The sequence below is a fragment of the Pseudoalteromonas sp. CO109Y genome (assembly GCF_004208935.1).
Taxonomy (GTDB): Bacteria; Pseudomonadota; Gammaproteobacteria; order Enterobacterales; family Alteromonadaceae; genus Pseudoalteromonas; species Pseudoalteromonas shioyasakiensis.
In genome coordinates, this window is sequence record NZ_SGPD01000006.1 from 123,993 (window position 1) to 145,191 (window position 21,199).

Consider the following 21,199-nt stretch of genomic DNA (forward strand, 5'->3'; position numbering starts at 1 on the left):
CTTTTTTGTATCTATGTCGTAAGATTAGATCTTTGCGAAAGCGTCTTGTAGTGGTGGTACTACTTGCTTCTTACGGCTTAATACGCCATCTAACCATACGCGACCGTCTTCTGATTTAACATCATAGGCAGCTTCGATTACTGATACGTCATCAGACGCAATTAGCATTTCAGAGCCTTCTTTCATGATATCAGTTAACAGGAGTAATACTGAGTGGCGACCGCCTTCTTCTTTAAGCTTTGCGATGTCAGCTTCAAGGTCTGCTTTGATCTCATCAAATACAGCAAGGTCGATAACTTCTAGCTGGCCAATACCTACTAGCTTACCGTTCATGTTGAAGTCTTTGAAATCACGCATTACTAAATCGCGTGCAGGCGTGCCTTCAACTGCTGATTTAACCTTGAACATTTCCATGCCAAGCTCTTTGAAATCTTCGATGCCAGCGATTTCAGCAAGTGCTTCAACACACTTGATGTCAGCTGTTGTGCAAGTTGGTGATTTAAAGATTACAGTGTCGCTTAAGATAGCGCATAACATGATGCCTGCGATATCTTTTGGAATCTCTACGTTGTAGAAGTCATACATCATTTTGATGATAGTGTTTGAACAACCCACTGGGCGGATCCAACACTCAAGTGGTGTTGATGATGTTAAATCGCCTAGTTTGTGGTGATCAACAACACCTACAACACGTGCTTCATCGATGTCATCAGGTGCTTGTGTTTTTTCTGTGTGGTCAACGATATAAACGTCTTCGCCTGCGTAGCTAAGTTTTAGCTCAGGTGCTTCGAAACCGAATTTATCTAGAATAAATTGTGTTTCAGGTGATACTTCACCTAAACGCGTCGGGATCGCAGGTTCATTGATCTGGTTTTTTAAGTAAGCAAGCGCAATTGCACCGCAAATTGAATCTGAATCAGGGATCTTATGACCCACTACATACATTGACATTGACGGAACTCCTTTAAATTTGGCGGATATTTTAGCAAAGTATCGACAGATTGATACATAACAGACATGAAATTTTGTTGATCAATTACAACTGCCAATTAATGTCCTTTTTGGTTACACTTTAAGATATTGAAAACTGAGGAAGATACTGATGCGCTTGAGCCGAAAAGCATGGAATAATGTGGTGATTATTTCGATGCTATTGATGATTTTTTTCTTCAATGGCCTACATAAAAAGCTCAATACACAGCCCGTTGAAGAAGGAGTACAAGCATTACTCCCAGAGCAAAGCTTCATTTTAGCAATGGCATTTCCAGAATTAAAAATCGAGCGTATCGGCACCTCTTGGCGTAGCCAATCACAGCAAGAAACCACATGGCAAGGCAATGAGCAGCAGCTCGAACAACTTGTTGAACTTTGGCAACATCAAAAACTGACTATTGCTAATCTCCCTGTTAGTAAAATTTCACAGACATCGGCTGATTATGTTGCCTCAGTATGGTTAGCAGGGGAGCAGTTGCCAGCGGTGTATCAGTTGTACAACATAGATCAGCAATACTATTTATTAGATAAGCGGTTACAACGAGTATTTGAGCTTGAACAAGCTGATGCTGCTAAGTTATTTCCGTTATACCCGTTTTAAGAGAGTCACAGATGCCTGAATTACCAGAAGTTGAAGTTAGCCGTTTGGGAATAACGCCGCATGTGCTTAACCAAACAGTGACCAAAGTAAATATTCATAACGCCAGTATGCGTTGGCCTGTGCCTGATGATGTATATCAATTACAAGGACTTAAAGTTACTTCAGTGGAGCGTAGAGCAAAATATTTATTACTTGGTTGTGAGCTGGGTAGTGTTATTTTGCACTTAGGAATGTCGGGCAACTTACGAGTTGTGAGCGCAGATGAGCCATTAAAAAAGCACGACCATATCGAATTTATTTTAGCCTCAGGTAAAGCGCTAAGACTCAACGACGCGCGTCGCTTTGGTGCCTGCTTATGGCAAGCACCAGGCGAATGTCATACCTTGCTAACCAAGCTTGGGCCGGAGCCACTTACCGATGAGTTTGCTGCAAAGCGTGTTTACGAACAGTCTAGAAATAAAAAAGTACCAATTAAACAGTTTATTATGGATAACGCTGTGGTCGTTGGTGTAGGTAATATCTATGCCAATGAGTCGTTATTTAAGGCCGGAATTCACCCGAAACGAGAAGCCGGAAAGGTGTCTTTAAAGCGTTATCAGCAATTAGTGCCTATTATTAAAGAAACACTTGCTGCGGCTATCACGCAAGGCGGCACAACATTAAAAGATTTTGCTCAAAGTGATGGTAAGCCCGGTTATTTTGCCCAGCAATTACTAGTTTATGGTCGCAAAGGTGAGCCATGTGTAACGTGTAAAGAGCCATTAAAAGAAATTAGATTAGGGCAAAGAAGCACTGTGTACTGCTCTAATTGTCAAAAATAACAAAGAATCCCTCATCTATGTAGTATTGCAACAGATAGCAAGATAGAGACAGGCTTAAGGAATGAGAAGGTTGTATGCTATTAAACAAATACGTCATAGGGTGCGTGTGCTTAGCGGCACTGGTGGGTTGTTCTAAAGAGCAACCTCAAGTTATCGTTGAAGAAGTGGTTACCGCTGAGGTTAAGCAGTTTGATGTGCCGCTGTATGGGAATTACGTGGCGCGTACAGACGCATCACTTGATGTTGAAGTACGCGCAAGGATCACCGGCTTTGTACAAAGTGTTGAATTTGTTGAAGGTAGTTGGGTAAACGAAGGTGATTTACTCTACACCATTGATGATAGACCCTACCGAGCTAAGCTTAATCGCGTTAAAGCCGCACTACAAAAAGACCAAGCGGCGCTGGCAAAAGCAAAGCGCGATGTTACTCGTTTAAAACCCCTCTACGAGCAAGATGCAGCAAGTCAGCTCGACTACGACAATGCAATTTCTATTCAAGAGCAAGCGCAAGCGTCATTATCAGCAACCCAAGCCGAACTTGAAGAAACCAAGCTTGATTTAGAATATACCCGTATTACAGCGCCAATTAGTGGCATGGTTGGTAGCTCTGAAGCCGATCTCGGTGCTTTGGTCGGCAGTAACGGTATTTCACTCCTTACTACTATTCAGCAAATAGACCCTATTTTCGTTAATTTTAATATGTCGGCACTTGATTACTTGAATGCCAAGCGGCGTATGACCAGCATGATGGAGCAGCTACAAGCCGAGCAAAAGGGCAAGGCGCTAGAAGGCTTTGTACGTATTTCTTTGCCTGATGGCAGCGAGTATCGATATTGGGGTGATGTGAGTTTTACCGACCCTAAAATTAGCCCGAAAACGGGCACCTTTAAAGTAAGAGCAAAGCTGCCTAACCCTAATAGTGAGCTATTACCTGGGCAATATACAAAAGCACGAATTAAATTATCTGAGTTGAAAGATGCCATTGTCGTCCCTGAGGAAGCTACACAAGTTGAGCAGGGTGGTATTTATGTGATGGTGGTACTTGATTCAGGTGAGATAGAGCGGCGCTTTATTGTTGTTGAGCATTACGGTGAACAAGGAATTGTTGCTAGCGGTGGCTTGAGTGCGGGTGAGCAAGTGGTGGTGAAAGGTTTGCATCGTATTCGTCATGGTCAGCAAGTAAAAGCGATTTCGTTAGCCGAGTTTGAAAAACGCCAATTAACGCCAAACACGGGCACTACTCCACTGGCGCCAGATAAACCAAGCAAACAAGATGATGAAAAAAATCAGCAGGGAGCTTAACTATGTTTTCGCATTTTTTTATCAAGCGTCCAGTGTTTGCTATCGTTATTTCGTTAGTTATTTTACTCACAGGCTTGGTCTCGCTCTTTACTCTACCGATTGATCAATACCCTGATATTGCTCCGCCGTCGGTTAAAGTGTCTGCTTCATTCCCTGGCGCAACGGCTGAGACCGCATCTGAGTCGGTAGCCACTCCTCTTGAACAAGAATTAAATGGCACGCCGAATATGTTGTATATGGAGTCAAAGGCAACTAACTCTGGCAGTGTTGGGATCACACTCACCTTTGATGTTGGCACCGACCCAGATCTCGCCCTTGTTGATGTGCAAAACACCGCAAGCCAAGCAGGCAGTAATTTACCTGTTGATGTGCAAACTGAAGGGGTGAATGTCTCTAATGAAAGTTCCGTTGAGCTGTTGAAACTGGCACTGACCTCTGATGATCCTCGCTATGACGAAATCTATTTGAGTAACTACGCCAGCATCAATGTTGAGGCGGCTTTAAAGCGTGTTCCGGGGGTTGGTAAAGTGCGTAACACCGGCTCGCGTTCTTATGCTATGCGGGTCTGGTTAAAGCCCGATATTTTAGCGGGTTACGAATTAACCGTGAATGATGTGACCGCAGCAATCAAAGCACAAAATAAAGAGGCCGCTGCTGGGGAGATCGGGGCTCAGCCAATGAGCGATGCAATTAAGCTTAATTTTCCGGTGCGGGCACAAGGACGGCTTAATAAGGTTGATGAATTTAATAACATTATGCTGCGAGTTAACAGTGATGGCTCGATGATCCGTTTGCGAGATGTTGCAAGGGTTGAGCTGGCGTCGTCTGCGTATACCTTAAACTCAAAACTTAATGAACAGCCCGCCACTATTTTGCAGGTTTATATGTTACCAGGCTCTAATGCATTAGCGGTTACCGAGCGTGTTAAGGCTGAGATGGATCGTCTGAGCGAGGCTTTTCCAAAGGGAGTGAAATGGCAGTTATTTTATGATGCATCTGAGTTTATCAAGCTGTCGATTAATGAGGTGATCAATACCCTTATTCAAGCGCTGATCTTAGTGATTTTAGTGGTGTATTTATTTTTGCAAAACTGGCGAACAACTTTAATACCTGCGTTAGCTGTGCCGGTTTCGATAGTGGGCACCTTTATCGCATTGGCTGCATTTGGTTTTACCATTAACAATGTCAGTTTATTGGCTATGGTATTGGCAATCGGCATCGTCGTTGATGATGCGATTGTCGTAGTCGAAAGTGTTGAGCGACTGATCAATGAGCAAAATATGGAGGTAGTTGCTGCTACTAAGCAAGCGATGACAGAGCTTTCTGGCGCCATAGTAGCAACCTCTTTAGTACTGGCAGCGGTGTTTGTGCCGGTGTCATTTTTAGCCGGTATTACGGGCATTATGTACCGATAATTTGCGATTTCAATTACCGTTGCGGTACTCATTTCGACCCTAGTTGCGTTAACCTTAAGCCCTGCTTTATGTGCGATTTTCTTAAAACCTAGTGCCCCATCAAACAATAAGATTTTTAATAAATTTAATAACTGGCTTGAAGGTGTTGGCGAAAAATACACCTGGCTTGTAAAGGCATGCTCTGAAAAAGCAAAACGTAGTTATATTGGCTTTTTTATAATGATAGGTGGCTGTTACTTTGTGTTCAGCCAATTACCAAGTAGCTTTATGCCGCAAGAAGATCAAGGACGCTTTTTTGTTGATATTACCTTGCCAGATGCGGCAACGGTCTCACGTACCAATGAGGTGATAAGTAAAGCTAACCAATTTGTTATGAGCCATGCTGGGGTGGCTTATTCATTCACGCTAGCAGGTGAAAACCGCCGTGCTGGTAGTGCGCAATCACATGGTCAAATGGAGGTGATTTTAAAGCCTTGGCAAGTGCGTGCAGAGCAAGGTTTTACGGTCACGAGTGTGATGAATGATATTCGTAAGCAGCTGTACGCCATTCCCGATGCTGAATTTAATGTGTTTCAGCCATCGGCTGTGGCGGGGCTTGGTTCGGGCTCTGGTGTTGAGTTTGCGCTGCAAGAAAAAACAGGAGGCAACTTAACGGGTCTGGTTGAATCGCTCGAGGTACTGCTGGCAAATTTAAATAACCGCCCTGAAGTTGCTAAAGCAAGTAGCTCACTGCGTGGCTCAGTACCTCAGCTATTTTTAGAGTTAGATAGAGAAAAAGCCATGGCATTAGAGGTGCCGATTGCCGATGTTTACAGCACAATGAAGGTGCTTACTGGCTCATCAACAATTAATGACTTTAACTTATTTGGCCGGGTTTATCGGGTTAAAGTTCAGGCTGAAGATGAATTTAGGGCACGCCCTGAAAACCTCAACGAATTTTATGTGCGTTCAAAAAATGGCGCTATGGTGCCATCAAATGTGCTTGCTAAGTTAAATTTAACAACCGGTCCGTCTGCAATAAATCGCTTTAATATGTTTACCAGTGCCATGGTGAATGTATCGCCAGCTGAAGGCTATGCATCGGGAGATGTAATTAACGTAATTAAAGAAGAAATGGCAAAACTACCGCCTAACCTTGGCTATGAATGGACAGGATTAACCTATCAAGAAATTCGCTCATCGGGGCAGCTAAGTATCGCTATCAGCCTTGCTATCGTGTTTGTATTTTTATTTTTAGCGGCGCTCTATGAAAGTTGGAGTTTACCGTTTGCGGTTCTATTAATAAGCCCGATTGCCATGTTAGGAGCCGCAGTATTGACCTTAGTGACGGGGCATGAAAACAATTTATTCTTCCAAGTCGCATTTATTGCATTGATCGGCCTTGCTGCAAAGAACTCAATTTTGATTGTTGAAGTGGCAAATCAGCTTTATCAGGAGGGGATGGATGCCACTGATGCAGCAATAGAAGCCGCCCGTTCTCGCTTTCGGCCCATATTAATGACTGCAGCCTCTTTTGTGCTTGGTGTTTTGCCGTTAGTGCTTGCCTCTGGCCCCGGCGCCGTTGGTCGGCAGTCGGTATCTATGCCTATTTTAGGGGGAATGTTACTGGCAAGTTCTATTGGCATTATATTAGTGCCGCTGTTTTTTATTACTGCTGCACGCTTTGTGAAAAAACAGCCAATACTGGCCTCTAAAGTAGTAGAGGAGCAAGTCGATGCATAAATTGTTGCCATTGCTTTGTTTCGCTTGTATTCATGGCTGTGCTGTAGGGCCAGATTTTGAAATACCTGATCATAGAGAAGTTGCTAATTTTATGGGCGCAACAGCAACGCCACAGTCGCAGGCTTTAGCGGGCTGGAAGCAAATATATAACGACCCACATTTGCAAAAACTAATTAGCCAAGCGCTTCTTAACAACCAAGATATGTTAATTGCGCAATCGAAAATTATTGAAGCGCGAGCTCAGTATCGGATTACCGATGCCGCTTTATGGCCAGATGTAAGCATAGGCTTTACCTCAGAGCGAGAAGAAGAGCTTAATAGCAGCCCCGAAAATACATTTGATTTAAAAGGTTACTTAAGTTGGGAGCTAGATTTACTTGGCAGTAACCGCCGCGCAAGCGAAGCTGCACTGGCAAATTATTATAGCCAAGAGCAAGCCCGAAATGCCTTGCAGCTCGCCTTGATTGCTGATGTGGCGCAGCAGTTTTTTGCCCTAAAAGAAGTAGAAGAGCAATTAAAAATTAGCCTGAGTACAATTAAGCTTCGTGAGAAAGAGCTTGAAATTGCGCGTATTCGTAAAAAAGGCGGTATTATTTCAGGGCTAGAACAACGCCAAGCCGAGGTTGAATTAGAATCAGCGAAAGTGAAGATCCCGCCATTACTGCACAGTGAAAGGCGGATTATTAATCAGTTAAAGTTTTTGATTGGTGATGCCAATGCTGATGTGCAAGGGGGGAATGAGTTATCTGTACAAACCCTTCCTAAGCAATTACCTACAGGACTACCTAGTGAACTGTTAAAGCGTAGACCAGATGTGCAGCAAGCAATGTATCAATGGCAAGCGGCCATGGCTGAGATTGGAGTCGCAAAAGCGGCTTTATTTCCAAAACTTAATTTATATGCAGAGCTTGGCAGTGAAAGTACTGATTTTAGTGATTTGCTCGCCAGTAATTCGCAGGTTTGGTTGCTGGGCTCAGAGCTGTTAATGCCAATATTTAATATGGGACGCAATCAGGCAAATTTAACGGTGGCGGAACAACGAGCTTATCAGGCAAGTATTCAATACCAAAAAACAGTGCTGGTGGCACTGCAAGAAGTGAGCAATCAGCTTTCGAACTATCAGTCGGCAGAGCAAAGCTATGATGCGCAAAGGAGCTTGGTGCTCAGTAGCCAAGATTACTATCGCTTAGCACGCCTTAGGTATAGCAATGGTGTTGCCAGCTCCCTTGATTTAATGGATGCACAGCGCCAGTTATTTTCGGCAGAAATAGCTTTATCGCAGGCAAAGAATGATCGTCTGCAAAGCCTAGCAACGCTTTATAAAGCACTTGGTGGCGGATGGTATGAATTAAGCGAACAGGAACTGGAAAAAGAAAAAGTGGTAGATTAATTAAAAGAGCATGCAAAAGCATGCTCTTTAAAAACTTATAACTCAAATGGTGCTACACCAACGGCTTTCATTTTATAGCCGACTTGAGCAATTTCACCAGACCAGGTTTCGGTGCTGATAACGCCAGTCACGACAATCGCATCGTATAGGCTTTCGATTGGTACGCCGTCTTTAATCGTGACATGCACAATTTGATTTGGCGGTGGTGGTGGTACGTGAATACAAGCACCAAAGTAAGGTACCAATAAAAACTCGGTGATCACTTCGCTGTCGCCTTCAAGGGGAACAACAAAACCAGGCAAACTTACTGATTGACCATTAAGTTCTTTTACCACGGGAGCATCAAGGTCTGGTTGCACCCAGTTTTGTTCTGAGCCTTCATGGTTTGCTTGCGCTTGGGTATCGATTTGCACATGACCTTTTGGAATTAAATCTTCCCAGAAGATTTCTTTAGGTGCGCCAGCATTAGCTCCAGCACACACAACTAATGCGACTAAAGCGACGAATTTTCGAAAAAACGGCATAACATTCCTTAAATTTTAATACTCATACCATCAGCAAGAGAGTAGAAATACGCGCGAGTTGCGGGAATTAACCCAACAATAAAGCCTGCAACCATTATCGCAGCTAAAAGCATGAGTTCATAGGATGACAATAAGGCTATATTTAGGCTTATTCCGGCATGGCTTTGCAAGTAATCTGCGCCGAGTAGCATTAAAGCATAGAATAATGCGATACCAACAATGCAGCCAAGCCCTGTAATGAGTAATGATTCTACACTGATCAAGGTGAAAATATGCCAAGGTCTTGCGCCAACAGAGCGCAAAATAGCAAGTTCTCTGCGGCGTTGATTTAAGCTTGAAAGCAGGCTCGTTAACATGCCAAGCAAACTGATCAGCACCACGACGATAGAAAATAACAGCAAGATTTTTTCAACGATAGAGAGCATTTCCCATAGTTCACGCAAAGTAACTCCCGGCATGATGGCTAGCAGTGCCTCATCTTTGTATTGGTTAATATTACGACGCACTTGTAAGGTATAAAGTGGTGAATCGAAACCAAGTAAAAAAGCGGTTATTTGTTTTGGTGTGCCAACTAAATCAACATCATCATGCTGGTCGTGGTCGTGGTCGTGGTCGTGGTCGTGGTCGTGGTCGTGGTCATTTGCATCAGCCTGAGCGGCTTCATGCTGATGAGCATGACCACCATGAATCGCTTCAATTGCTGCAAGTGGAATATGCAGGGTTTTATCAACAGGTGTGCCCGTTGGATTTAAAATACCGACCACTTTAAATGGGTTATCGTCATGATTATGAAAGCTGGTATTGCCCATGCCGTGCGCAATCACCACTTCGTCACCAAGCTGATAGCCAAGAGTATTGGCAACCTCAGCACCTAATACAACCTCAAATAAGTGATTAAATTCATGGCCTTGTGAAAAGCTCAACGACTGCTTTTTAGCAAAGCGATAGTGCTCAAAATAGTCTTTATTTGTACCAAGTACAGCTAAACCTTTATGGCTGTCGCCAAGTGACATAGGAATAGCCCATTTCACTCCCCGTTGCCCTGATATGTATTGGTAACTTTTCCAACTCACGCCATTATTAGCATGACCAATGCGAAATACCGAAGACAGCAGCAACTGGATATCACCGGTACGCGCACCGACAATTAAATCAGTGCCAGAAATTGTATTGCTAAAGCTACTTTTAGCATCAACTCGAACCCGCTCAATCGACATCAATAACATTACGCTGATAGCAATGGTAAATAGGGTGAGTAGGGCGCTGGCCTTTCGGTTTAATAAACTTTTTGTGGCGAGTTTAATGAGTAGCATCTGTGCCTCCTTGTAACTCAACAAGGCTGATACTGCGGGTAAATAGCGTTTGTAATGTTTCATCATGGCTAACAAAAATTAGCGTGCTATTTGCTGCGCTTGCCTGCTCAAATAACAATTTTACGAATGCTTGGCGATTTTGTGTGTCGAGTGCTGAGGTAGGTTCATCTGCAATAATAATTTCAGGGCTGCCAATAAAGGCTCGCGCTGCGGCAACTCTTTGTTGCTGGCCAATACTCAGCTGTGCAACTGCTTGATGCTGCAAGTTATCATTTAGCCCTAAAGCGCTCAGTAAGCGGCTTGCTTCAGCGGCTATTGTTGCACTATTTTTTAATGCGTTTTTTTGCCTTTGCTTTGAAAATTGGCAACCCAAAGTCACATTTTCAATAGGCGATAAATAAGGTAGTAAATTAAAGTTTTGAAAAATATAGCCAATATGGTCGGCACGAAAACGGTCCCGTTTACTATTACTAAGTTGGTTAATCGCTTTACCAAGCAGCTCGATATTGCCCTGTGTTGGTACTGTGACGCCAGCAAGCAATGATAATAACGTTGATTTACCACAACCACTCGGACCGTGAAGAAAAACATGTTCGCCTTGATCAATATCTAGCTTAGTAATATTGATCGTCGGCTCGGGTTGTTTTGCGTGCCATTTAAAAAGCACATTTTCAAGCGTGATCATAACGACCTATGAATTGTTACCATCGCCAGTAATTTAATTTTCTACGCATTTTAAAATTACGAATAAAATTACGTGGTTTCGGCTTAAGTGCAGGGTTGCTCAATAGTAATTCATTGCTAGCAGCAAGTACACGTTGACTCGATAAGCCGTCTTGATATGGATGCAGTTGCTGGCAGAAGTGCTCAATTTTCGCCATTAATTCAGCAGGTCGTGTGAAGGCATAATCAATCGCTTCAGTTAGTTTATTGACATCTGTGACATCAATAAGGTGTTCGCCAGGTGCTTGGTTGCAGAACGTCACGACGGGTTTTCTTTGTAAGATAAACATAAGCAAAATAGATGAGGTATCACACAGCATGACATCAGCAGCTTGTAAGAGTGGTAGTACATTATCTGTCTCGACAAAAGTTAGATTGTCGTTTTGTAGAGCCTTGTATCGTTCAACAAGCTCACTTGGCATTTTCGGGTGAAATTGCACCAAAATTCGCCATTTACCTTGCTCACTGTACGCTTTTATTTGTTCGTATAATTTAGGTGCAAGAGACAGGCGTTTTGAAAAAGTCGAACAAATTAAAAGAGTTTGCCTTTTATCGCCTTCATCTACGTATGGATTGTTTTCTATTTTTGAAAATAATGGATCTAGAGTAGGCCAACCTGTTTCTTTAGTTAAAAAGAAACCATGCTTTTTAGCTAGTTTCTCAAACTTAGAAGTTGTATTAGGGCCTTGGGTACAATACAGGTCAAAGCAGCCTCGGATGTTAAAATGATCTTCGTATCCTTTTCGATTTAGTTTTCCAGAATTAAAGCCGTGAAAAACAGCTACTTTTTTTCCTGGGATAAAGTTTGGAATTACATTCCCGGGAATGTATGAAATGTCTGGCTGCCACTGGATTACATCATCTATAGTTTCTAAACACGATTCATCTGAACGAAGGAAGTTCTGATTAACTTCATCACCATAGAAAAACCATTTAACTTCACCACCACGAGCTAAAATCTCCCGTTGCAATGGGCGTAAGATCGCGTACGAATAGTTCTGCGAAATAAACATTAAATATTTTTTTTCTGCGGTAGCTGCTAAGTAATTCAAGAAAACCTCCTATTTCGAGGGCACTAGTATAGCGAAATAATGTTTATGACAGCAAAATTACTGAAAGTTTAAATTTTTATGGTTTTTATTACATCCGCAGGCTGCTGATGATAGTGCAATGATTGAGCTTTCAAAGCGTCTAGATTATTATAGTCGGCCATAACCCCAATCCCATACATGTGCTCACAAGAGCATGCCAAATACTATCGGAGATAGCATGACTAGCTATAAAGTTTTAGACGTAAACGATGATTTACCGATCCGTACTAAAGGTGCGGTACACAGTGGTAAAGTGCGTTCAGTTTATTGGTTAACTGATGAAGACAGCGCTCGTTTAATTAATGAAAAAGGTTATCAAGTTCCAAAAGGAACTGAGCTAGCTATTATGGTTATTTCTGACCGTATTTCTGCGTTTGATTGTATTTGGCAAGGTGAAAACGGTTTAAATGGTGTGCCTGGTAAAGGCATCGCGCTAAACTCTGTGGCATCTCATTGGTTTAAGTTATTTGATAAAGCAGGCCTTGCTGGTAACCATATTGTTGATATTCCACACCCTTATGTATGGATTGTGCGTAAAGCAAGTACTGTAAAAGTTGAAGCCATCGCTCGCCAATATATTACTGGCAGTATGTGGCGTGATTACGCGAAAGGCACGCGTAATTTCTGTGGTATTGATTTACCAGAGGGACTAGCTGCGAACCAAAAGCTAGATGAAGTGTTAATTACGCCATCAACGAAAGGCATTATCACCGGTGTTGCTGATATTCCTGAAGTAGATGATGTGAACATTACCCGTGAAAACATCACCAATAACTTAGCTGTTTTTAACTTCAAGTCTGAAGACGATGTCGCTAAATATGAGCAACTACTTGTTGAAGGTTTTAAGCTGATCAGTGATGAACTTGCACAGCTAGACCAAATCTTTGTCGATACTAAATTTGAATTTGGTTATGTTGAAGACATTGATGGTTCAGATAAGCTTATCTACATTGATGAAGTGGGTACGCCTGATTCGTCACGTATCTGGGATGGCCCAGCTTACCGTGACGGTAAAATCATTGAAAACTCAAAAGAGGGTTTCCGCCAGCTATTAATTAATAACGTGCCAGACAGCGATGTGTTATTAAATAAAGACCGCATGGACGAGCGTGAGCAGCTTGCTAAAGACTATACCTTGCCAGAATCAGTGATGCTTGAAGTGTCTGATACTTACGTTGGCATTGCGAGTAAAATCATTGGTCAAGAAATTACTATTCCAAGCGACCCACGTAGTGAAGTAATCGCTATTTTAGATAAAGAATACGGCTTAATTAAGCACAATTAATTGCTATTTTTTTAACTTAGATATGCTCTAAGTCAATATTATTAAAGCCAAGTTGGTTTTCTAGTAAAACTGCTTGGCTTTTTCTTGCTTTTCATACCCTCTCTCATTAACTTAAGCTAAGATTAATCTATACTTATTAGCAAACTAGGCTAAGCAAGGTTCAATTATGACGTTTTTTGCGCACTGTGCTCGCACGGTATGTTCTTTTGTAGTTCTGTGCAGCGCAGCAACTGCATTCGCTGCTGATATTTCATTTACCGTTCGTGATCAATTTGGTAAGCCTTTGGCTGATGCTGTCATCGAATTAGAAAATAATGCGAACTCACCGAGCACGCAATTACCCATAGCGATAATGGACCAGGTTGATAAACAATTTTCACCTAATGTATTGGTGATACAACAAGGGCAGTCTGTTGATTTTCCTAATAGCGATAATATCCGCCATCATGTTTATTCTTTTTCAAGTGCTAAACCATTTAATATTAAGCTTTACGCTGACCGTCCAGAAAAACCAGAGTTGTTTGATAACAGCGGAGTTGTAGTCTTAGGCTGTAATATTCACGACTCTATGGTGGGTTATATCTATGTCGCAAATAGCGCTAATACACTAAAAACAGCAGAGGATGGCAAAGTACAATTAAAAGGTATTACTGTTCCAACTAGCATAACGATTTGGCACCCAAACCAAGCAAGTGAAATCAATAAAAAATTATCAGTCACTGTAACTGAGCAAGTCGCTGATATTACAATTAATACGAATGAACCTGCACCGCGTAATACGTTTGGTGAGATGTTTAAGGCAGATAATGATTCATAGTTTAAGAGGGCGGATCATAGCCTTATGCGTAAGCCTGGTTTTATTAACTAGTTTAGTAAGTTTAGCGAGCTCTTGGTGGTCGACAAATCGCTTTAACGATCAAAAGCTACGTGAAGATATTAATGTTGCTGAAAATGTTTTTAAGCAATATTTAAGCGCTAAAGAGAGCCTGCTATTAACGGCTGCAAAGGTCCTAACCGCAGATTTTGGCTTTAAACAAGCGGTCGCAACTCAAGACGCCGATACCATTAGTAGTGTATTGAATAACCACAGTCGTCGAATAAATGCTGATTTGATGTTGCTTGTGGATTTATCAGGGCAATTGGTTTCAGCAAATACTGAATTTAATCATAGGCCAGATGAGTTTTCTGCATTGATGAATGAATTACTCATTGATGCTGAGCAATCAAATTTCATTGTACTTGATCAAACCCTTTACCAAGTTATTTTACTGCCGGTGCGCGCACCTCGAACTGTTGCCTACAGTTTAGTGGGATTCGAGATTAACGACCTTGTTGCTGCAGAGCTTAAAAACCTCACCACAATGGATGTGAGTTTTATTGGTGAAGATGATGGTGTTGTAGAAACATCGCTGACCAAGCAACCACAAAGCACCTCTGTATTAGCGCATTTTAATAACGAGACAACGCAGCGCATATTTGGTGAAAAGCCGGTCTATAGAAACCGCCTGGTTGAACTTCCATCTTTGCCCGGACACCTAGTTTCTGTGCTATTAAGTGCTGATTTAACCCAGAGTTATCGTGAGTTTGAACAGCTGTTTTTCACCATTATTGTGCTTGCTGCTATTACGGTTGTGATAGGCGTATTGACCAGTGGTATCTTAGCTAAAAATCTCACAACACCGCTTTCAAAGCTTACTTTACTTGCACAGCAATTTGCCCGTGGCAATTATAAAGCTGAATTTGTAGGTAAAAAGCAAAGTAGCGAGATCACCACTTTAATTGATGCCTTTAACAACATGGGTAACGACATCAAAGAGCGTGAACAGCAAATAAGTTTTCAAGCTAGCCATGACTCATTAACCGGTTTTTATACCCGTTCTGCTATGTTGGAAAATATGGAAAACTTGTTTGCCGAAGGAGCTGAGTACACACTGGTTGCTATAGATATCCGCGGCCTTCGTCATATCAATGATAAATTAGGTCCGCGTATTGGTGATGATTGTTTAAAAGCGGTTGCTGAGCGTATTGGTGAATACTCAGCTCATCATAATGGTGTTAATGCTCGGATTGGCGGTGATGAGTTTTTAACTTTATTGCCAGCAGATGAAACGAAACAGTTTAAAGATGCGGTAATGAAGTTAGTTGCTCAGTTACAGGCTGGCTACTTAATTCAAGGCTTAAATATTACGTTACGCTTTAGTGTTGGGGTGGTGCATTGCCTTTCGCAAAATGTCAGCCCTGAGGACTTAATGCGTCGTTCGTTAATTGCTGTTGATACCGCATCTTGCGAGCATAAAACTATTCATTATTATCAAGAAGGTGAAGACGAAGAGCATCTTGAGCGCCTTGCAATAATTGATGAACTTAAGCAAGCCCTTGTTGATGATGACGGTCAGCTGTTCATGACCTATCAGCCAAAACTAAATATTAAAACTAATAGCATTGATAAAGTTGAGTCGTTAATCCGCTGGCAGCGCAAAGACGGTCAGTGGGTTTCACCAGAACTGTTTATTGATTTAGCAGAGCAATCGGGGGTGATTGTTGAGTTAACTTCTTGGGTTGTTAAAACCGTAGTGTCGCAAGTTGCAGCATGGCAACAGCAAGGTATTACTATGCAGGCTGCAATTAATGTCTCTGCGCAAGATATTGCATACCCAAGCTTTTACTCGCACCTTGCTAAACAGTTAGAAAAACATGCTGTTAATGGGCGCTTGATCACAATTGAGCTTACAGAACGCGATATGATTGAGAACGAAGAGCAAGGTATTAAGGCGCTAGAAAACCTCAAAACCTTGGGGGTTAAAATCTCGTTGGATGACTATGGTGTAGGGCAAACATCGCTTGGGCGTTTAAAGTCATTACCGATTGATGAGCTAAAACTTGATAAGTGTTTTATTTTGCAATTAGATCAGTCACGTCAAGATCAATACATAGTGCAATCGACGGTGACTCTAGGTCATCAGCTGGGCTTTTCGGTTGTTGCTGAAGGGGTTGAGAACAAAAATTCACTGGATATTTTAGTGCAAAATAAATGCGATTATGCACAAGGGTATTATTTAAGTAGGCCACTAAAATCAGAGCAGTTTTTGCAGTGGTTAGAGGTGTACAATGAAGCGTCTTAATTGGTTGTTTTGTCTGGCTTGCCTCGGTTTTGCAAGTTCAGGATTAGCTGCATCGGGTAAATTACTAGCAACGCCTGGTGTCTCACAAGTTGAAGGTAGTGCGGGTGGTGGTATTGTCCCTTGGGCGCAGCTTGCAGGCTATGCAAGTGATGATGAAATAGCAATAAATGGTTTTTGCAGCCGCGCTGATGTGAGTGATTACCGCTTAGATGTTTGTGGCGCGCAGCTAAATATTTATGATCGCGTTGAATTTAGTTACGCAGAGCAACGCTTCGAAGTTCCCGCATTAAATACCGATATTGAGCAATCAATTACAGGGGCAAAAGTACGCTTATACGGCGATATCGTTTACAGTAAATGGCCGCAGTTGAGCTTGGGTGTACAACATAAATCACTTGATGACGGCAGTATCGCAAACTTACTCGGCGCCAAAGATACCAGCGGTACCGATGTATACCTTGCTGCTAGTAAATTACATTTGGGCGCGCTTGCTGGGTATAACTGGTTTTGGAACACCACCTTTCGTTATAGCGATGCTAATCAGCTTGGCTTGTTAGGCTTTGGCGGCCCTGATAGCGATAAAGAATTGTTATTTGAAGCATCGACAGCTGTGTTTTTAACCCACCAAATAGCCGTTGGTGTTGAGTATCGTGAAAAGTCCAATAACCTAGGCTTAGGGGAGCAAGATTGGCAGGATGTGTTTGTTGCTTGGTTTCCTAATAAGTATGTTAGCGTGACTGCTGCTTGGTTAGACTTAGGAAGTATTGCTGGGGCTAAGGATCAAACAGGTTGGTATCTTTCTGTAACAGGGTATTGGTAATGATGAAAACACTTTTTACATTTGTATTTGCCGTTATGTTAGTTGGTTGTGCAAGTAGCAACAATAGCACCTTGTATCAGCAAATTAATGGCGAACAAGGAGTTGAAAAACTGGTTGATAGTTTTATTAATCAAATAGGCCGTGACGAACAAATTTTAGCTTATTTTAAACAAACGAATGTCGCCCATTTTCGACAAGGTTTTATTACTCATTTGTGTAGCGTCACCAACGGTCCTTGTGAATACAAAGGCGACAATATGGTTGATATCCACACAGGAATGAATATCCCTGAAAAAGACTTTAACCGTGTGGTAGAGCTTTTGATTAATGCTATGGACGAACAACAGATCCCGCAAACGGTACAAAATAAAATCCTTAGTCGCTTAGCACCACTTCGCCCTGAGGTAATTGATATTTAGCTATTGTTTATATTAAATTTTTACTTTATTGCATTCTTTGACTGTAGTCCTTAAACTTCAACAGAATTATTTAATGTATGGCTTAAAGCATGTCTTTTCTATTTATCTCTCGCAATAATGTACACGCCCGCTATTACAAAGAACTAATTGAGAAGTTACCCTTAAATTGCAAAGTGCACACGATGGGGGTACCAAGATTTGGTGCTCTGAAATACATCAAAAATACGACTAAGTATGATTTTAGTAAAATAATTGCGGAGCAACTATTACGGAAACAAGCGCGTAATAGTTTATGGAATAACCCGCTAATAATTAAAAGTTACTCTGCTTTGATGCTGCTTGTGGAGCGGTGTCGGTTCGCTAAGTATTATGATTTATTGAAGTCAGAATCGCCACAAGCTTTAGTCATTTGGAATGGTAATAAATTACCGAATGTTACTGTTTGTATGGCTGCTAAGGCTTTAGGAGTGACCACCTATTACTATGAAAATGGGTTACTGCCCGGAACAACAAGCTTAGATCCAAAAGGTATTAATTTTGCGGCTTCTGTACCGCGAGATAGTCAATTCTATTTAAACTTTGATCCGCAGGGGAAGTTGCCATTTTCTGCGCCTGATTTAATTCCAAGAGCGAATCATAAAAAGCGCTGTAAGTTTGACGCAATCGAGTTACCCAAAAAATACTTATTTGTGCCATTTCAAGTTCCACACGATACTCAAATAGCTTGCTACTCTCCATGGCTTAAGTCAATGGAAGAGTATTACTATGCTGTTGTTTCAGCTGTAAAACAGTTAAATGATCCAGAACTTAAAGTCGTTTTTAAAGAACATCCTTCATGGCATAAGCACTATGAGCACTTGTACGATAGAAATGATGTTGCCGTTTTTGCTAACGGAAATTGTACTCGAGAGCTTATCAATGGCGCTGAAGCCGTGATCACTATTAACTCGACCGTTGGCTTAGAATCTTTATTACTTGATAAAAAAGTGATTACCTTAGGGCTTGCTTGTTACAACATTGATGAGCTTGTACTACACGCGAGTGATCAAGCGACTTTGATTAAGTGCTTAGAAAAACTACAAAATGGCTGGCAGTCTAACAGTATTCTGAGAGATAAGTTTTTTACCTACTTAAAGCATGTGTATTGCTTGCCTGGTGTTTGGAAAGAATGTACAACTGAGCATGTTGAAGCGGTCGAAAAGCGCTTAACTCAACAAGATACATTTGCACAGTTATCGCAAAAGGAAAGCTAATGAAGAACATCGTCTCGCCAGAATGGTTAAACGAGCATTTAAGCCAGGATAACTTGGTTATCTTCGATGCAGGAATGGTACGTCCTGGTTTACCGGGTGAGTATGCGCCTAAGGCTATGCTTCCTAATGCACAGCGTTTTGATTTCAAAAAGACGCTGGCAGATAACAGTAACCCTGTACCAAGCATGATGTGCAGTAGCGAGCAGTTCACAGAACATATGCAGCTTGCTGGTGTTAACCAAGACTCTCTAGTTGTGATTTATGAAGACCAAGGCTTATTCAGTTCAGCGCGTGCGTGGTGGATGTTTAAAGCCATGGGCTTTGATAACGTAAAAGTTTTAAGTGGCGGTTTAGCTAAGTGGCTGGCACTTGGTTTTGCTACACAAGCAAGCTATTCAGCCGCTACTGGTCAAGGCAACTTTGTTGCCAGCCCGCGCGCTGATTACTTTATCAATGCTGAGCAAGTACTTAACTCACTTGACGAACAAAGCACACTAACACTCGACGCTCGCCCTTATGAGCGCTTTACCGGTGAACACGCTGAGCCGCGCGAAGGTATGCGCAGTGGCCATATTCCAAATAGTTGCAGTTTATCTCTAGCAACAGTGCTAAATAACGGTGAGCTTAAACCCCTTAGCGAATTGCAGGCATTATTTGAACAACACATAGCGCCGCATCACACCCAGTTGCAGTTTAGTTGTGGTTCAGGTGTAACCGCTTGTGCAATTGCATTGTGTGCCGATGAATGCGGTTACGCTAACTTACGTGTTTACGATGGCTCATGGAGTGAGTGGGGCGCTCGTCACGACCTACCTATTGAAACAGGTCCGCACCAATAAACTCAGCGTAATTTTGCCAGCTGCCGATACTGTTTTTATTCAGTGGCTGGCGGATTTGCTTTTTACTCGCCGTGGCTGATGCTGCATTACTTTTATAAAAAGTCAGGCAGTTTTCCTGCCAGCTTAAATCACAAAACGCATAGAGCTTCTGAGTTTGTTGAGTAGGCTCTGCCACCAATTGCTCATAGCTTTGCAAAAAAACATTTTCAGGATACTTGTTGGCAAAATGACTGACTAATGCCGAGTAATCTTGATAGAACGAGGCAATATCTTCAAGTGTAAAACTGTAGTGATGAAACACACTTTGCGGGCTATACATCTGTCTAAAATTGGCAATGCTGCAATCTTGCCAGCCCCGCTGCATACAAACGATTTTAGCATTAGGAAAAGCCGCTAAAATAAAATCAATATAGTAAAAGTTAAATGGCTGTTTGTCACAACTTCTTAGGCCGCCACTTAGTAGCTCAGCTCTTTGTTGATAGCTAGCCAGTGCTGTTTTTATTGCCTCAGATTCATATGCCTTATCGAGCATTTCGCTGTCTATTACACGCGCTGATTGCGTGGCGAATTGTATGAGTTGTGCAATATCATTTAACTCCCCAACCCCTTGCAGTTGTGTACTTTGATTAAGGATTTTTTCAACTAAGGTTGTGCCAGAGCGGGGCATGCCAACAACAAAAACGGGTAAGAACTCAGAGTCACTACTTGCAGGTGCTTGTTGTTTGCTTTGCGTAATGAGCTTTTGACAAAAGTGGTGGTGTTGGCTTGCTTGATAGTTAAGTTTACTGGCTATCGCTTGCTTACTTTGTGCAAAGTATTTAAATGCATTTTTGTAGTCATTTAGGTGCTCATAATTAAGAGCAAGACTATGAAAATACACTTGCTGTTCAACAATGCTTTTTTCTTTATCCGCCAAGGCTTGTAGTTTTTGGATATGTTGCTCTGCATCTATAATAGTATTGAGTTCAGCCTGCGAATAGTGGGCTTGATAAAAGCTAGGTTGCTTTGTGGTTAGTTGCTGAAGCAAGCTTTTAGCTTCATCGAACAGTCCGTGAATTTTATAACACACTGCCAAATTATAGCTAATTTGTGGGTTATCTTTATTGCGCTGGTAGGCTGCTTGTTGGAAGCTAAGAGCGTCGTCATAATGCCCTAAACGGGTCGCAATGTTGGCTAATGTATCAAAGTCTGCGCCACTAAAGTCAGCTGTTTGTAATGCGCTTTGATAATGTACAGCTGCATTACTTACTTTGCCTAACAGTACGTATAACCTGGCAAGTGCTAAATGATAAACTGCAAAAGGGGCTAGGCTTAGGGCTTTTTCAAGGAGCTTAATCGCTTTGGTGATATCGCCAGCTGCGGTGTTGACTTCGCTGAGTAAAAAGTAACAAACATGGTCTTCAGGATTTTGTTTTAGGCGCTGCACAAGTAAGTGATGTGCATCGGTTAGTTGTTTGTTGTTTAACAACTGTTGGATATGAGCGCGAAGCGCTTGTTGGGTATCATTTAGCATAAGCGCATAGTATACCAATTAATTATTTTCAGGTATTAAAAAGCCCTGCCTAAA

Annotated in this window: 17 protein-coding genes and 1 pseudogene; 12 read left to right on the forward strand and 6 right to left on the reverse strand. The window is 42.0% G+C overall.

From position 1 onward, the window contains the following. Positions 1 to 24 precede the first annotated feature (24 nt). Entirely contained in the window at positions 25 to 951 is a 927-nt protein-coding gene (locus EXT43_RS01530; protein WP_054552703.1) for a manganese-dependent inorganic pyrophosphatase, read from the reverse strand. Between the two features lie 151 nt (positions 952 to 1,102). On the opposite strand from EXT43_RS01530, the gene EXT43_RS01535 reads away from it, so the two are divergent. From EXT43_RS01535 to EXT43_RS01555, 5 genes and pseudogenes are all read left to right on the forward strand, one after another. After that, the gene (locus EXT43_RS01535; protein WP_171037149.1) at positions 1,103 to 1,594 is read left to right on the forward strand and encodes a hypothetical protein; all 492 of its coding nucleotides are present in this window, start codon (positions 1,103 to 1,105) and stop codon (positions 1,592 to 1,594) included. Positions 1,595 to 1,605: 11 nt separating this feature from the next. After that, positions 1,606 to 2,415 carry a bifunctional DNA-formamidopyrimidine glycosylase/DNA-(apurinic or apyrimidinic site) lyase gene (gene mutM / locus EXT43_RS01540; RefSeq protein ID WP_054552701.1) on the forward strand — a complete coding sequence of 270 codons (810 nt, stop codon included), beginning with the start codon at positions 1,606 to 1,608 and terminating at the stop codon, positions 2,413 to 2,415. 74 nt (positions 2,416 to 2,489) lie between these two features. Beyond that, positions 2,490 to 3,716: an efflux RND transporter periplasmic adaptor subunit gene (locus EXT43_RS01545; RefSeq protein ID WP_130166208.1), complete on the forward strand. Its 1,227-nt coding sequence runs from the start codon at positions 2,490 to 2,492 to the stop codon at positions 3,714 to 3,716. 2 nt (positions 3,717 to 3,718) lie between these two features. Beyond that, positions 3,719 to 6,853, forward strand: a pseudogene (locus EXT43_RS01550) (efflux RND transporter permease subunit). After that, complete coding sequence (locus EXT43_RS01555) at positions 6,846 to 8,243, forward strand: efflux transporter outer membrane subunit (RefSeq protein WP_130166209.1); 1,398 nt, start codon at positions 6,846 to 6,848, stop codon at positions 8,241 to 8,243. The pseudogene EXT43_RS01550 and the gene EXT43_RS01555 overlap by 8 nt, the downstream one beginning before the upstream one ends. 35 nt (positions 8,244 to 8,278) lie before the next feature. Here EXT43_RS01555 and EXT43_RS01560 read toward each other — a convergent pair whose 3' ends face one another. The 4 genes from EXT43_RS01560 to EXT43_RS01575 are packed head-to-tail and all read right to left on the reverse strand — an operon-like array spanning position 8,279 to position 11,855. Next, the gene (locus tag EXT43_RS01560) at positions 8,279 to 8,767 is read right to left on the reverse strand and encodes a DUF3299 domain-containing protein (RefSeq protein WP_054552700.1); all 489 of its coding nucleotides are present in this window, start codon (positions 8,765 to 8,767) and stop codon (positions 8,279 to 8,281) included. An 8-nt stretch (positions 8,768 to 8,775) separates the two neighbouring features. Next, entirely contained in the window at positions 8,776 to 10,080 is a 1,305-nt protein-coding gene (locus tag EXT43_RS01565; protein WP_062566471.1) for an ABC transporter permease, read from the reverse strand. Continuing rightward, positions 10,067 to 10,765 carry an ABC transporter ATP-binding protein gene (locus EXT43_RS01570; protein WP_054561016.1) on the reverse strand — a complete coding sequence of 233 codons (699 nt, stop codon included), beginning with the start codon at positions 10,763 to 10,765 and terminating at the stop codon, positions 10,067 to 10,069. The genes EXT43_RS01565 and EXT43_RS01570 overlap by 14 nt, the downstream gene beginning before the upstream one ends. A 16-nt stretch (positions 10,766 to 10,781) precedes the next feature. Next, a complete protein-coding gene (locus EXT43_RS01575; protein ID WP_240701458.1) occupies positions 10,782 to 11,855 on the reverse strand; it encodes a CDP-glycerol glycerophosphotransferase family protein in 1,074 nt (357 codons plus the stop codon). Positions 11,856 to 12,072: 217 nt separating this feature from the next. On the opposite strand from EXT43_RS01575, the gene EXT43_RS01580 reads away from it, so the two are divergent. From EXT43_RS01580 to EXT43_RS01610, 7 genes are all read left to right on the forward strand, one after another. After that, positions 12,073 to 13,179, forward strand: coding sequence for a phosphoribosylaminoimidazolesuccinocarboxamide synthase (locus EXT43_RS01580; protein ID WP_062566470.1), 1,107 nt, complete (start codon positions 12,073 to 12,075; stop codon positions 13,177 to 13,179). Between the two features lie 166 nt (positions 13,180 to 13,345). Then, positions 13,346 to 13,996, forward strand: coding sequence for a methylamine utilization protein (locus tag EXT43_RS01585; protein ID WP_062566469.1), 651 nt, complete (start codon positions 13,346 to 13,348; stop codon positions 13,994 to 13,996). Then, on the forward strand, positions 13,986 to 16,301 hold the full coding sequence (locus EXT43_RS01590) for an EAL domain-containing protein (RefSeq protein WP_062566468.1): 2,316 nt from the start codon (positions 13,986 to 13,988) through the stop codon (positions 16,299 to 16,301). Before EXT43_RS01585 ends, EXT43_RS01590 begins: the two co-directional genes overlap by 11 nt. Further along, on the forward strand, positions 16,288 to 17,121 hold the full coding sequence (locus EXT43_RS01595; RefSeq protein ID WP_058585872.1) for a DUF3034 family protein: 834 nt from the start codon (positions 16,288 to 16,290) through the stop codon (positions 17,119 to 17,121). The genes EXT43_RS01590 and EXT43_RS01595 overlap by 14 nt, the downstream gene beginning before the upstream one ends. Before the next feature lie 2 nt (positions 17,122 to 17,123). Continuing rightward, on the forward strand, positions 17,124 to 17,540 hold the full coding sequence (locus EXT43_RS01600; RefSeq protein WP_171037150.1) for a group 1 truncated hemoglobin: 417 nt from the start codon (positions 17,124 to 17,126) through the stop codon (positions 17,538 to 17,540). Positions 17,541 to 17,917: 377 nt separating this feature from the next. Next, a complete protein-coding gene (locus tag EXT43_RS01605) occupies positions 17,918 to 18,793 on the forward strand; it encodes a capsular biosynthesis protein (RefSeq protein WP_240701459.1) in 876 nt (291 codons plus the stop codon). Then, entirely contained in the window at positions 18,793 to 19,632 is an 840-nt protein-coding gene (locus EXT43_RS01610) for a sulfurtransferase (protein ID WP_063527909.1), read from the forward strand. Before EXT43_RS01605 ends, EXT43_RS01610 begins: the two co-directional genes overlap by 1 nt. On the opposite strand, the gene EXT43_RS01615 is transcribed toward EXT43_RS01610, so the two are convergent. Then, positions 19,607 to 21,145, reverse strand: coding sequence for a sulfotransferase (locus EXT43_RS01615; protein WP_130166210.1), 1,539 nt, complete (start codon positions 21,143 to 21,145; stop codon positions 19,607 to 19,609). The two genes, EXT43_RS01610 and EXT43_RS01615, sit on opposite strands and share 26 nt — an antisense overlap. Positions 21,146 to 21,199 lie beyond the last annotated feature (54 nt).